Origin of the sequence: Microbacterium sp. SORGH_AS_0862, assembly GCF_030818795.1 — a bacterium.
GTDB lineage: Bacteria > Actinomycetota > Actinomycetes > Actinomycetales > Microbacteriaceae > Microbacterium.
In genome coordinates this window covers 3320770-3333054 of the sequence record NZ_JAUTAY010000001.1, presented here as the reverse complement: position 1 = coordinate 3333054, position 12285 = coordinate 3320770, and the positions used below count along the sequence as shown (strand labels likewise).

At 68.9% G+C, this 12285-nt stretch carries 15 protein-coding genes and 1 pseudogene; 10 read left to right on the top strand and 6 right to left on the bottom strand.

Features of this window, described 5'->3' with window-relative positions; all coding sequences use genetic code 11:
• Positions 1-92: 92 nt before the first annotated feature.
• Genes QE377_RS16430 through QE377_RS16415 form a run of 4 tightly spaced genes read left to right on the top strand, consistent with a single transcriptional unit; the run spans position 93 to position 3879 of the window.
• Positions 93-935, top strand: a complete 843-nt coding sequence (locus QE377_RS16430) for a Sir2 family NAD-dependent protein deacetylase (protein WP_307325421.1) — start codon at positions 93-95, stop codon at positions 933-935.
• 26 nt (positions 936-961) lie between these two features.
• Positions 962-1555, top strand: coding sequence for a histidine phosphatase family protein (locus tag QE377_RS16425; RefSeq protein ID WP_307325418.1), 594 nt, complete (start codon positions 962-964; stop codon positions 1553-1555).
• Positions 1556-1599: 44 nt separating this feature from the next.
• A complete protein-coding gene (locus QE377_RS16420; RefSeq protein WP_307325415.1) occupies positions 1600-3348 on the top strand; it encodes an alkaline phosphatase family protein in 1749 nt (582 codons plus the stop codon).
• 57 nt (positions 3349-3405) lie between these two features.
• Positions 3406-3879 (top strand): Lrp/AsnC family transcriptional regulator, encoded by a 474-nt coding sequence (locus QE377_RS16415; RefSeq protein ID WP_307325413.1) that lies wholly within the window; start codon positions 3406-3408, stop codon positions 3877-3879.
• Here the strand turns inward: QE377_RS16415 and QE377_RS16410 are convergent.
• Complete coding sequence (locus QE377_RS16410; protein ID WP_307325409.1) at positions 3851-4513, bottom strand: EamA family transporter; 663 nt, start codon at positions 4511-4513, stop codon at positions 3851-3853. The two genes, QE377_RS16415 and QE377_RS16410, sit on opposite strands and share 29 nt — an antisense overlap.
• A 61-nt stretch (positions 4514-4574) precedes the next feature.
• Positions 4575-4727 (bottom strand): annotated as a pseudogene (locus tag QE377_RS16405) (EamA/RhaT family transporter); the annotation flags it as partial.
• On the opposite strand from QE377_RS16405, the gene QE377_RS16400 reads away from it, so the two are divergent.
• Entirely contained in the window at positions 4654-4872 is a 219-nt protein-coding gene (locus QE377_RS16400) for a hypothetical protein (RefSeq protein ID WP_307326086.1), read from the top strand. The pseudogene QE377_RS16405 and the gene QE377_RS16400 sit on opposite strands and share 74 nt — an antisense overlap.
• Positions 4873-4920: 48 nt before the next feature.
• The gene (locus tag QE377_RS16395; RefSeq protein WP_307325406.1) at positions 4921-5481 is read left to right on the top strand and encodes a CGNR zinc finger domain-containing protein; all 561 of its coding nucleotides are present in this window, start codon (positions 4921-4923) and stop codon (positions 5479-5481) included.
• Here QE377_RS16395 and QE377_RS16390 read toward each other — a convergent pair.
• On the bottom strand, positions 5441-6340 hold the full coding sequence (locus tag QE377_RS16390; RefSeq protein WP_307325403.1) for an alpha/beta fold hydrolase: 900 nt from the start codon (positions 6338-6340) through the stop codon (positions 5441-5443). The genes QE377_RS16395 and QE377_RS16390 overlap by 41 nt on opposite strands.
• 122 nt (positions 6341-6462) lie before the next feature.
• On the opposite strand from QE377_RS16390, the gene QE377_RS16385 reads away from it, so the two are divergent.
• Positions 6463-7173 carry an exonuclease domain-containing protein gene (locus QE377_RS16385; protein WP_373459566.1) on the top strand — a complete coding sequence of 237 codons (711 nt, stop codon included), beginning with the start codon at positions 6463-6465 and terminating at the stop codon, positions 7171-7173.
• Between the two features lie 52 nt (positions 7174-7225).
• On the opposite strand, the gene QE377_RS16380 is transcribed toward QE377_RS16385, so the two are convergent.
• From QE377_RS16380 to glgA, 3 genes are all read right to left on the bottom strand, one after another.
• Positions 7226-7477 (bottom strand): type B 50S ribosomal protein L31, encoded by a 252-nt coding sequence (locus QE377_RS16380; RefSeq protein WP_137417031.1) that lies wholly within the window; start codon positions 7475-7477, stop codon positions 7226-7228.
• A 100-nt stretch (positions 7478-7577) separates the two neighbouring features.
• A complete protein-coding gene (locus QE377_RS16375; RefSeq protein WP_307325398.1) occupies positions 7578-8363 on the bottom strand; it encodes an ABC transporter ATP-binding protein in 786 nt (261 codons plus the stop codon).
• 41 nt (positions 8364-8404) lie between these two features.
• A complete protein-coding gene (gene glgA, locus QE377_RS16370; protein WP_307325397.1) occupies positions 8405-9595 on the bottom strand; it encodes a glycogen synthase in 1191 nt (396 codons plus the stop codon).
• A gap of 46 nt (positions 9596-9641) precedes the next feature.
• Here glgA and glgC point away from each other — a divergent pair, with 46 nt between their 5' ends.
• Genes glgC through QE377_RS16355 form a run of 3 tightly spaced genes read left to right on the top strand, consistent with a single transcriptional unit; the run spans position 9642 to position 12285 of the window.
• Entirely contained in the window at positions 9642-10883 is a 1242-nt protein-coding gene (gene glgC / locus QE377_RS16365) for a glucose-1-phosphate adenylyltransferase (RefSeq protein ID WP_137417034.1), read from the top strand.
• Between the two features lie 51 nt (positions 10884-10934).
• Positions 10935-11579 carry a phosphoserine phosphatase SerB gene (gene serB / locus QE377_RS16360; RefSeq protein ID WP_307325396.1) on the top strand — a complete coding sequence of 215 codons (645 nt, stop codon included), beginning with the start codon at positions 10935-10937 and terminating at the stop codon, positions 11577-11579.
• Between the two features lie 31 nt (positions 11580-11610).
• On the top strand, positions 11611-12285 hold the full coding sequence (locus tag QE377_RS16355; protein WP_307325395.1) for an alpha/beta fold hydrolase: 675 nt from the start codon (positions 11611-11613) through the stop codon (positions 12283-12285).

Below are 12285 nucleotides of genomic sequence, written 5' to 3'. Positions count from 1 at the left end.
CTCCGCCAGCTAATCAGCCCCGGACGCCTGCGACGAAACATGCCCGCAAACCGGCAGGCGTAGGCTCGGCAGCAGGAGGTACTGTGCCACTCGTGACGGAACCCGATCCGACCGCCCTCGCCGAGCTGGCGCGTGCGATCGATGCGCTCGCCGGCCGCCGGGTCGCCGTCCTCACCGGCGCCGGGGTATCGACCGACTCCGGCATCCCGGACTACCGCGGACAGGGCGCTCCGGTGCGCAAGCCGATGAGTGTCGAACAGTTCCTCGCCGAAGAGAGCGCCAGACGGCGGTACTGGGTGGGTAGTCATCTGGGATGGCGGCGCTTCGCCGCGGCCCAGCCCAACGAGGGCCACCGAGCGCTCGCGCAGCTCGAGGCTGCGGACATCACGAGCGGTGTGATCACCCAGAACGTCGACGGACTGCACGTGCGTGCCGGGTCTCGTCGCGTGGTCGAGCTGCACGGCACGATGCGCCGCGTGGGCTGCCTCCAGTGCGGGCAGGTGTTCGACCGACGGGATCTCGCCGCCCGGGTGGAGGCGGACAACCCCTGGCTCAGTGAGACGGAGGAGCTCCCGCTCGGTCCCGACGGCGACGTCGCGGGGGCAGAGGTGGAGGGTTTCCGCATCCCCGAATGCAGCGTGTGCGGGGGCGTGCTCAAACCGGACGTCGTCTTCTTTGGCGAGTTCATCCCCGCAGAGCGGTTCCGTGAAGCCGAACAGCTGGTGCGCACGGCCGATGCGCTTCTGGTGGCGGGCTCCTCGCTCGTCGTGAACTCGGGCATCAGATTGGTCGAGCGTGCCCGGCGACGTAGGCTTCCGGTGGTCATCGTCAACCGCGGACAGACCCGGGCCGATGCCCGGGCGACGGTCAAGATCGACGCCGGGACGAGTGAGGTGCTCACCGCCCTGGCCGAGGCTCTTCCCCGCCGACGCTGACTCCGCTTCGACACTCCGACAGGCCTGTGACCCACCTCATCCTCATCCGCCACGGCGAAACCGACTGGAACCGCGCACGCCGCATCCAGGGCGCGACAGACATCCCCCTCAACGACACCGGCCGCGCCCAGGCGCGGGAGGCGGGCCTCGCCCTGCGGGACCGCCTCGAAACGGACACGCCGCTCGTTCTCGTCTCGAGCGACCTGCAGCGCGCCGCCGAGACGGCGGACATCATCGGCGCGATCCTGGGGCGGCCCGTGACCGGCCGTTATCCGGAGCTGAGAGAACGCTCGTACGGCGAAGCCGAGGGCGTGTCCATCGATGAGCTCGCCGAGCGCTGGGGACGCGGGCCGGATGCGCGGGTGCCGGGCGCGGAGACACGCGAGCAGCTGCGGGAGCGCGCGCTGCATGCCGTGTCCAAAGTCGTCGACGACGCATCGGCGGAGGGCGAGCCTCCCGTCGTGGTAGCCGTCGCGCACGGCGCCCTGATCCGCGAGGTGCTCGCCTTCGCGACCGACGAACAGCTTCCCGCCGACGGCGATCGGCTCGGCAACGGATCGGCGCAGGAGTTCTCCTGGGAGAAGGGCGTGCTGCGACTCCTCTCCTACTCGTCCGTCTGAGCCGCGGCGATGCCTCGAGTGCGATGCCGTAGCCTGTCTCCACGATGAGCCGTCGACCGAGGAACGATCCGCACCCGGATGCCGGAGCAGCCTCCCGGCGTGACTTCCTCCGGGTGGGCGGTCTCGCCCTCGGCGGACTGGCACTGGGAGGAGCCGCCGGAGCGGGGGCGGCGACTGTGCAGGCCTCGACGCGTCCGTCACGCGCCGCGAACGAGCCCGCGTTCGCCCACGTCGTGGTCCTCATGGGCGAGAACCGGTCGTTCGACAACCTTCTCGGCCACCTCTACACACCCGAGACGCTGTCCACCGGTGCACGGTTCGACGGTCTCGCGTTCGGCGACTATTCGAACCCTGCACCCGACGGGCGGACGGTGCCTGCGCACGTATACACGGGCAGCACCGATGACATCATGTGCTCGCCCGATCCGGATCCGGGCGAGACGTATCCCCACGTGAACACCCAGATCTTCGGCACGGTCGACCCCGCATCCAACGAGACCTCCTGGCACCGGCCGCTTCGCGCTCCGTGGAACGCCCCGTCCGCGGACAGCACTCCGACGATGCAGGGCTTCGTGCGCGACTACGTGGCGAACTACCGACGCACGAGCAAGGGCAGGGAGCCGTCCCCGACCGACACGGACGTCATCATGGGCGGATTCTCGCCCGCGATGCTGCCGGTGCTGTCCACGCTCGCTCAAGGGTTCGCGGTGTACGACCATTGGCACTGCGCCGTGCCCAGCCAGACGTACTGCAACCGTTCCTTCTTCCACGCGTCGACGTCACACGGCTTCGTCACCAATCGCGGTGGCGGCGGCTACAGCAAGTGGCTGGATGCGGCTCCGGCGCCGACGATCTTCAACCGCCTGGAAGAGGCGGGTCGCAGCTGGCGCATCTACTTCGACGAACAGCAGCTCGTCTCCCTCACGGGTGTCATGCACGCGCCCGTGCTCGAGAAGTACTGGCGTACCGACCATTTCGCGTACATGGACCGGTTCTTCGCGGATGCGAAGGCCGGAACGCTCCCCGACTACGCGTTCATCGAGCCGCGTATGGTCTACAACCACAACGACTTCCACCCACCGTTCGGAGTCGTGCGCGGAAGCGAGGTCGACGGATCCCCCGTGTTCGACTCCGCGGTGTCGGACGTCCGCGCCGGCGAAGCACTCGTGGCGAGCGTCTACGATGCGATCCGAACGTCCGACAGCAGCGACGGCTCCAACGCGCTGAACACCCTGCTGCTCATCACATTCGACGAGCACGGCGGCACCTACGACCACGTCGTCCCGCCCAAGGCCACTCCTCCGGACCCCGAGGCCGCCGAGGGCGAGATGGGCTTCCGATTCGATCGGCTCGGACTGCGGGTGCCCGCGATCGCCGTATCCGCGTACACCAGAGCAGGGACGGTCATCAATGAGGAGATCCATCACGCGGCCGTCATCGCCACACTGTGCCAGCTGCACGGTCTCGAGCCGCTGACCGATCGCGACCGCGGCGCTCCCGCCCTGTTCGGTGCGACGAATCTGACCGAGCCGCGCGACCCGTCCACCTGGCCCACGGTCAGCCCCGCCTATGTGCCGCCTCTGCTGGAGGAGGACGAGCTGGAGGAGATCCGCAGCTCGGACAAGCCGCTGACGTCGCCCGCGAAGGGGCTGCTCGGCCTCCTCCTCGAACGTTACGGTCCGACCGGCGCCCCCGAGCCGGAGACCTACGCCGACGCGTACAACATCCTGAAGGCGCACGGACTGGGGCTGTTCACGACGCAGGGCGCTTCCCCGAGTCCCACCGCGTCGTGACGCCCGCCGCGCAACATGCGCAAACGGAGCTTCCCACTGCTGCTAGCGTTGCGCATCATGCCCGCCTTGGACCGTATCGACATCGAGCTGCTCCGTGCCCTCGCTGACGACCATCGCGCGACGGTCGTCGCTCTCGCGGAGCGCCTCCAGCTGTCCCGCAACACGATCCAGGCACGACTCGCCCGCCTGGACCGCACGGGTGCGTTCCTCAGCTACCAGCGCTCCCTCTCGACGAAAGCCCTCGGGTTCCCCATCGAGGCGTACGTGAGCGTGACGGTGCGCCAGCACGAGCTCCCGCGTATCCGGGAGCAGCTGGCGGAGGTGCCCGAGGTTCTGCAGGCGCACGGCCTCGCCGGCTCGGTCGATCTGCTCGTCCGTGTCGCCTGCCGCGACGCGCAGCATCTGTTCGACACGGATGCCCGCATCCTCGCGATCAGCGGGGTGGAGCGCACGGAGACCTCGCTCGTCATGGACGAGGTGATCCCCTATCGCGTGACGCCTCTCATGGCGTTGGCGCAACCGCAGCGCTAGATACTGCCGCTTTCACGGATGCCGCAGAGGCATCCATCCGCACCAGCACGACGCCGACGATCAGGACCGCACCGCCAACGATCTGAATCGGCCCCGGGGCCTCACCCAGAAGCAGCCACGCGAACAACAGCGCGAAGAGAACCTCGGACAAGCCCACGAAGGATGCCACCCGCGAGCCGAGCATCGGTACGGCGACCACCCCGAGGGCGTAGCCGAGTGTCGTTGCCACCGCACCGACCCAGCCGATGGCCACCCACGCCGGGAGCTCGAGCCCCGCCAACGCGACGGACACATCGGGGGCCGAGAACGCCAGCAGGCCGGTGGCGCAGAGGACACCCATGAGGGCGGCACCGACGATCAGTCCCCCGGCTGCGAGAGCCAGAGCCGGCAGCTCCTCACCGGTGCGCTCGGACAGCAGGAAGTACGCGCCGACGCAGACCGCGGCGCCGAGCGCGAAGATCGTGCCGAGCAGGTCGAAGCGCGCGCCCGCGACGTCCACGACCAGCACGAGACCGACGATCGCGACCGCTGAGCCCATGAGCACCAGTCGGGACGGAGCGCGACGTGTGCGCACCCACGCGAGCAGGACCAGCAGTACCGGGGCGAGGTACTGAACGAGCAGTGCGACAGCCACACGGCATCCGCTGCATCGCGGCGAAGTAGAAGATCTGGCAGCCCGCGACACCCGTCAGACCGAATCCGACGATGAGCGGCCACTGCCGGCTCAGGAGCCCCGGCCGGCGCCGCACCGCGCGGACCAGAGCCGGCGACAAGATGAGCGCCGCGAGCGACATCCTCACCAAGAGGGCGGCTCCCAGAGTCCACCCCGCCTCGATCAGCGGCTTCACGACCGGGCCGCTGGAGGAGAAGGCCAGCGCGGACGCGAGTCCCACGGCGAGCCCGGCGGCGCGGCGACCCGGAACGGGAAGCGGCTCGGTCAGTGCGAGGGAGGAGGTCTGGGCGACCATCGGCATCTCCGACTGTCAGGGGTAAACTGGGACGACGCTGGTGACGCTATCCCCCTTCGAGTCAGGAGTCAACTTGATTTTCACCCCTGACACGCGTTCGTCGCTCATCATGACCGCGGACATGGTCAACACGCTGCCGGGAACGGCCTCGCCGGACGCGGACGGCCTCGTCGACCTCGACGATCTCGCCGCGTACTTGCGGGTTCACCCCTACTCAGGATCGATCCGTCTCGACACCGACGAACTCGATGCGATCCGCCGCATCCGGCCACGCCTGCGGGAGCTCTGGGCGCTCGATCGCGACTCCGCGGTGCCCGTCGTCAACGCGATGCTCCACGACAGCAACGCCGTGCCTCGCCTGGTCCGCCACGACGCCTACGACTGGCACATCCACGCCACGCCCGACGACGGACCACTGGCCGATCGCATCCTCATCGAGGCCGCGATGGCGTTCGTGGACGTCATCCGCGCGAATGCGTACGAACGGATCCGCGTCTGCTCGGCCGATGACTGCGGCGCAGTCTACGTCGATTTCTCCCGCAACGGCTCCAAGCGCTACTGCGACACGGGCAACTGCGGCAACCGGATGAACGTCAACGCGTACCGTCAGCGGAAGGCGCAAGAAACCGACTGATCGCGGCCGCCGCCGGCTCGGGCGTCTCGTAGTGGATCAGGTGCCCGACACCGGGGATCTCGACGAGCTCCGCGTCGCGGAACAGCCGTCGCAGGGTGCGCTCCGCCTCGATCGGAGTGATGTCGTCCAGTTGCGCCGCAATGAGCAGCGTGGGCTGCGAGATGCGCGGCGCGAACTCCCGAACGTCGTGCGAGACGGACGCGACGAACGCCTGCAGAAGGACGTCGCGGTCCGCGAACCGCGAGAAGTAGCGATCGTGCTGATCGTGCACGAACCGTCGCAGCAGCGGCTGACGCGTCTTGACCATGGCGACGCTCATCCCCCGCACGATCGCACGGTTGCGCAGCAGCGCATCGCCGACGGGCGCGGGCAGGCGCGCCGCCGCGCGGTAGTAGAAGACCGCGAGACGAGTGAGGAACCCGCGTGGCCCTTCCAGCGCCGGTGCCCCGATCGGATTGACGAGGACGAGACGTTCCGTCGGGAGCCCTTCCGCCACGGCCGCCGAGGCGACGATCGACCCGAACGAGTGACCGAGGACCGGTGCTCCCGGCGCCACCGCCGCCGCGAAGCCGTGCAGCCATTGCGCGTACAGGTCCAGATCATGGACTCGGTTCGGGATCGGAGCGGTGTCGCCGAAGCCCGGGAGATCGGGGGCGATGACGCGGAATCCCGGAAGGTTCGCGATGACCGGCTCGAGTCCGTGGTGGTCACCGCGGAAGCCGTGGACGAGCAGGAGCGTCGTGTGGGCGTCTTCCTCGCCGTACACCCAGTAGACGGTCTCGCCGCCCAGCACCTCGATGCTTCGCCGATGGACCGGAATGGGCGTGAGCTTGTCGGCGTAGGGATGCGGCGCTGTCACCGTTCGAGTCTACGTCGCGTGCGGCGTGGTCTTCCGGGCGTGGGGGTGGTCTCGCGTAGCGTGATCGCATGCCCGAGGATCCCGTCGCTGCCGGCGCCCCCGAAGCGCTCTTCGACCTCGAGATGTTCCTGCCCGGCCGCCCTCCGGAGTGGGCTCGCCGTATCGGCGTCTTCGACCTCGAGACCACCGGCATCGACGTGACCCGCGACCGCATCGTCACCGCGCACGTCGGTGTGCTGGACGAGACCGGCACCGTGGTCGAGGCCCGCTCGTGGCTCGCGGATCCGGGCATCGCGATCCCGCAGGGCGCGGAGGCGGTGCACGGCATCTCCACGGCGCATGCCCGCGCGCACGGGCGCCCCGCGCGCGAGGTCGTCGCCGAGGTCACCGGCGCCCTTGCGGATCTCTTCGCGGCGGGTACACCCGTCGTCGCGTACAACGCGCCGTACGACTTCTCACTTCTCCGGCACGAGGCCGCGCGTCACGGGGTGTCGCAGATCGAGAACCCTTCGCCCGTGATCGATCCACTCGTCCTCGACAAGGCGTTCGACACCTACCGTCGCGGCAAGCGCACGTTGAGCGTCGTGGCCGAGCACTACCGCGTCGTCCTCGACGGTGCGCACGAGGCCGCAGCGGATGCGGTCGCCGCCGGACGGGTGGCGCTCGCCCTCTGCGAACGCTTCGGCGATCTGCTGCCGGCGGCCGTGACGGAGCTGCACACCAACCAGATCGCGTGGGCGAGGTCTCAGGCGGAGAGCCTGACCGAGTACTTCGTCCGCATCGGCCGCATCGACCCTCTAGACCCCGTCGACGGGCGCTGGCCGATCCGGTGACACGAACGAAGGGCCCCGCGTTCTCGCGGGGCCCTTCGTTCGTGATGGCGTCTTACTTGGCGCCGAAGTTCTTGAAGCGCTGGTTGAACTTCTCGACGCGGCCGGCCGAGTCCATGATGCGCTGCTTGCCCGTGTAGAACGGGTGCGAGGCGGACGAGATCTCGACGTCGACGACGGGGTACTCGACGCCGTCGAGCTCGATCGTCTTGTCGCTCGAGACCGTCGAGCGGGTGAGGAAGGTCTCGCCCGAGCCGAGGTCGCGGAAAACGACGTCGCGGTAGTCGGGGTGGATGTCAGTCTTCATGGGTGTTCCTTGCGGGAGTGCTTCGGAGGAAAGTCTGCGGTGCCGGAAGCACCAAAAGACGAGTCTAACAGGAGGAGCGGCGCTTCGCCGCATCCGGCGCTCAGTGCGCCGCGCGTGCGGCGTAGCGGCCGTCGGCTTCGGTGACCACGATCGACATCCCGAACGTCTCGGAGAGGGTCTGCGCGGTGAGCGTCTCGGCGATCGGCCCCGATGCCACGACGGCGCCCGCGCGCAGCAGCAGCACGTGGGTGAATCCGACCGGAATCTCCTCGACGTGGTGTGTCACCATCACCATCGCCGGCGTCGTGGGCGCCTGTGCGTAGCCGCTCAGCAGCTCAAGGAGCTCCTCGCGAGCACCCAGGTCCAGGCTCGCGGTCGGCTCATCCAGGAGCAGCAGCTCGGGGTCGGTCATGACGGCACGGGCGATCTGGACGCGCTTCTGCTCCCCGTCGGAGAGCGTGCCGAACGTACGATCGGCGAGGTGGTCGAGCTTCCACTCCGCCAGCACACGCAGCGCCCGGCGCTCGTCGATGCGGTCGTACTGCTCGTTCCAGCGTCCGAGCACGGAGAACGCCGCGGTCAGCACGACGTTCAGGACCGTCTCTTCGGCGGGGATGCGCTTGGCCATCGCGCTGGAGGCGAATCCGATGCGGGGACGCAGCTCGAACACATCGGTGCGGCCGAGACGCTCCCCCAGGATGGTCACCGCGCCCGAGGTCGGGTGATCGAGGGTCGCGGCGAGCTGCAGGATGGTCGTCTTGCCCGCACCGTTCGCACCGAGGACCACCCAGCGCTGGTCGCCGTCCACCTGCCAGTCCAGATGGGAGACGATGTCCCTGGCGTTGCGGCGGACGACGACGTCGGAGAAATCCAGCACCTGCGGCATGCCGTCCAGCCTACCGGGACGACGCTTCACGCCGAGCCGGATCAGCGCGCCTGGAGCACCTCGCGATAGAGCTGCTCGGTCTGGGCGGCGATGCGCTTCCAGCTGAACTCCTCGACCGCGCGGCGGCGGCCGGCGGCGCCATAACGCGCGGCCTGCTCGGGGTCGGAGACGACCTCGGTGAGCACTCGGGCGAGATCTTCGACGAAGCGGTCGGGATCGAGCGGCGTCCCCGTCCCGTCCTGGACCTGCTCGATCGGCACGAGGCGCCCCGTCTCACCGTCGACCACGACCTCGGGGATGCCACCGGTGGCGGTTCCGACGACGGCCGCACCGCATGCCATCGCTTCCAGGTTCACGATGCCGAGCGGCTCGTAGATCGACGGACAGACGAAGGTGGTCGCGGCCGTCAGGATGGCGGACAGCTCGGCGCGGGGAAGGTGCCGATCGATCCAGATGACGCCGTCACGCGTCTCCTGCAGCTCGCGCACCAGAGCTTCGACCTCCGCCATGATCTCGGGCGTGTCGGGGGCTCCCGCACAGAGCACCAGCTGCACATCCGCGGACAGCAGCCTTGCCGCGCGGAGCAGGTAGGGCAGGCCCTTCTGCCGCGTGATGCGCCCGACGAAGACCACGGACGGCCTCGTCGGATCGATGCCGAGAGTGCGGAGGAGATCCTCGTCGCGGGTCGGCTGCCAGGCTTCGGCGTCGATGCCGTTGTAGATGACGCGCACACGCTCGGGGTCCACCTGCGGGTACGCGCGCAGGATGTCGGCCCGCATCCCCTCGCTGACCGCGACGATCGCCGCTGCGGACTCGTAGGCCGTGCGTTCGACCCAACTCGACACCGCGTAACCGCCCCCGAGCTGTTCGGCCTTCCACGGCCGCAGCGGCTCGAGCGAGTGCGCAGTGACGACGTGCGGGATCCCGTGCAGCAGCGACGCGAGGTGACTCGCGAAGTTCGCGTACCAGGTGTGGCTGTGCACGATGTCGGCGCCGGCGACGTCGCCGACGATCTCCAGATCGGTTCCCAGCGTCTTCACCGCGGGGTTCGCGTGCGCAAGTTCCGCCGGTGTGGCATACGACGTCGTGTCCGCCTCTTCGCGCGGTTCTCCGAAGGCGCGCACCTGCACCTCGATGCGCTCCCGAAGGGCGCGGACGAGCTCGGCGACATGGACTCCGGCCCCGCCGTAGATCTCGGGCGGATATTCCTTGGAAACGATGTCGACGCGCATGTCATGGACGCTAGTACAGGGGGTGCGTGCGGCATAGTCTGGTGCCATGCCGGCACCCAAGGTCTTCGGAATCATCCTCGCGGGTGGCGAAGGTAAGCGACTCATGCCGTTGACGGCCGACCGGGCTAAGCCGGCGGTGCCGTTCGGCGGACAGTACCGACTCATCGACTTCGCCATCTCGAATCTCATCAACTCGGGACTGCGACAGATCGTCGTGCTCACGCAGTACAAGTCGCACAGCCTCGATCGCCACGTCTCCCAGACCTGGCGCATGTCGGCACTGCTCGACTCCTACGTGACGTCGGTGCCGGCCCAGCAGCGCCTCGGCAAGCGGTGGTTCTCCGGCTCGGCCGACGCGATCCTGCAGAGCCTGAACCTCATCAACGACGAACAGCCCGACATCGTCGTCGTGGTCGGCGCCGACCACGTGTACCGGATGGACTTCCAGCAGATGCTGGACGCGCACATCTCGTCCGGAGCACGCGCGACGGTCGCCGGCATCCGCCAGCCGATCGGGCTGGCCAATCAGTTCGGCGTCATCGACGTCGAGCCGGACGACCCGACCCGCATCCGCGAGTTCCTCGAGAAGCCCCAGAATCCCGCAGGGCTCGTCGACAGCCCGCATGAGGTGCTGGCCTCGATGGGCAACTACATCTTCAACACCGACGCGCTCATCGAGGCCGTCGAAGCCGACGGCGAGCTCCCCACGTCGAATCACGACATGGGCGGCGACATCGTGCCGTACTTCGTCGACCGGGGCGAGGCCGGAGTCTACGACTTCATCCGCAACGAGGTGCCCGGCTCCACCGACCGAGACCGCGCGTACTGGCGCGATGTCGGCACGATCGACTCGTTCTACGACGCGCACCTCGATCTGATCTCCACGCTGCCGATCTTCAACCTGTACAACACGCAGTGGCCGATCCACTCCCAGCTGGTGAACTCGCCGCCCGCGAAGTTCGTGCGGGATGCGGTGGGGCGCATCGGAAACGCCATCGACTCCGTCGTCTCGCTGGGATCCGTCCTGTCGGGAACGCACCTGGAGCGCAGCGTCGTGGGCCCCTGGACATTGGCCGGCGGCGGGTCGACCATCACCGACTCGGTCCTCTTCGACCGCGTCCGCGTGGGGGCAGGCGCGCGCATCCATCGCGCGATCCTCGACAAGAACGTCGTCCTTGCCGACGGCGCGACCGTGGGCGTGGATCGCGAACGCGACCTGGCACGGGGATTCACGGTCACGGACTCGGGGATCACCGTCGTCGGCAAGAACGTCCGCGTCGAGCCGTAACAGCAGCGGAGCCTGTCAAGCGCGCCGCGCCGCGGGCGCTAGCGTGGACGGATGCGTGAGAACCGCCCTCGTCGTCTCCTCGTCGTCCTCGACGCCGACTCCACTCTCATCCGCAACGAGGTCATCGAGCTGATCGCGGACGAGGCCGGTCGAGGTGCCGAGGTCGCGGCGGCGACGGAGGCCGCCATGCGGGGGGACGTCGACTTCGCGACGAGTCTGCGCTCACGTGTCGCCCGCCTGCGCGGTGTGCCCACGGCCTCCTTCGCACGCGTGCGTTCGCGCATCCAACCGACGCCGGGTGTGCGCGAGCTGATCGATACCGTGCATGCCCGCGAGGGCATCGTCGGAGTGGTCTCCGGCGGCTTCCACGAGATCCTCGACGAGATCGCGCCGGCCCTCGGCGTCGACCTCTGGCGCGCAAACCGCCTCGAGGTCGACGCCGGCGTACTCACGGGCATCGTGTCGGGAGAGATCGTCGACGGCGAGGTCAAGGCATCGCAGCTGCGCGAGTGGGCGACTCGATACGAGGTGGATCCGCGCCGCACGATCGCCATCGGCGACGGTGCCAACGACCTGTCGATGATGCGCGCCGCCGCTCTGGGTCTCGCGTTCAACGCCAAACCGGCGGTGCGCGCCGCCGCAGACCTCGTCATCGGTCCCGTGGATCTGCGCGAAGTCATCCCGCTCCTGCCCTGACGGCGTCCGGAGCCGGGCGTAGAGTCCGGGGATGCAGCTCATCCTCGTTCCCGGCCTGTGGCTGGATGCCGGATCATGGCGCGACGTGGTGCCCACGATCGACGATGCCGGCTTCGACGCCGTTCCCCTCACCCTTCCGTCGTCGGCAGAGGCGCACCTGGCCGACTGGGTCGCAGCCGTCGTCACCCGGATCGATGAGGCAGGAGAGCCCGTCGTGCTCGTGGGGCACAGCGGCGGGGGCAACGTCGCCTGGGGCGCCGCGGACGCACGCCCGGAGGCTGTCGCGCGTGTGGTCTTCGTCGACACCGTGCCCGTCCCCGACGGCGCCGGCATCTCCGAGTTCCCGATCGTCGACGGTGTGGTCCCCTTCCCCGGCTGGGGCACGTTCGACGCGCCGGACATCGCCGACCTCGATGCCGCCACGCGCGAGCGCGTCGCAGCTGAGGCGGTGCCGGTCCCGGCATCCGTTCCGACCGACCCGCTGCACCTGCACGACCGGCGCCGACACGGCATCCCCGTCACGGTCCTCTCCGGCAGCACAGACGCCGAGGAGCTCGACGCGCAACTGGCGCAGTGGCCGAGCTATCGCGACGAGTGGCAGGCCATCGTCGACCGCGAGGTGGTGCCGATCGGCTCCGGCCACTGGCCGCAGTTCTCACAGCCCCAGCGCCTGGGAGCGCTCATCGTGAGAGCGGTCGAGCGCTGA

Bases quoted from the DNA above. Each gene is read 5' to 3' on its own strand.
- QE377_RS16420 (WP_307325415.1), top strand. From the start codon at position 1,600: ATGAGCCGTCGACCGAGGAACGATCCGCACCCGGATGCCGGAGCAGCC.
- QE377_RS16415 (WP_307325413.1), top strand. From the start codon at position 3,406: ATGCCCGCCTTGGACCGTATCGACATCGAGCTGCTCCGTGCCCTCGCT.
- QE377_RS16400 (WP_307326086.1), top strand. From the start codon at position 4,654: ATGAGCGCCGCGAGCGACATCCTCACCAAGAGGGCGGCTCCCAGAGTC.
- QE377_RS16385 (WP_373459566.1), top strand. From the start codon at position 6,463: ATGTTCCTGCCCGGCCGCCCTCCGGAGTGGGCTCGCCGTATCGGCGTC.
- QE377_RS16380 (WP_137417031.1), bottom strand. From the start codon at position 7,477: ATGAAGACTGACATCCACCCCGACTACCGCGACGTCGTTTTCCGCGAC.
- QE377_RS16375 (WP_307325398.1), bottom strand. From the start codon at position 8,363: ATGCCGCAGGTGCTGGATTTCTCCGACGTCGTCGTCCGCCGCAACGCC.
- glgA (WP_307325397.1), bottom strand. From the start codon at position 9,595: ATGCGCGTCGACATCGTTTCCAAGGAATATCCGCCCGAGATCTACGGC.
- glgC (WP_137417034.1), top strand. From the start codon at position 9,642: ATGCCGGCACCCAAGGTCTTCGGAATCATCCTCGCGGGTGGCGAAGGT.
- serB (WP_307325396.1), top strand. From the start codon at position 10,935: ATGCGTGAGAACCGCCCTCGTCGTCTCCTCGTCGTCCTCGACGCCGAC.
- QE377_RS16355 (WP_307325395.1), top strand. From the start codon at position 11,611: ATGCAGCTCATCCTCGTTCCCGGCCTGTGGCTGGATGCCGGATCATGG.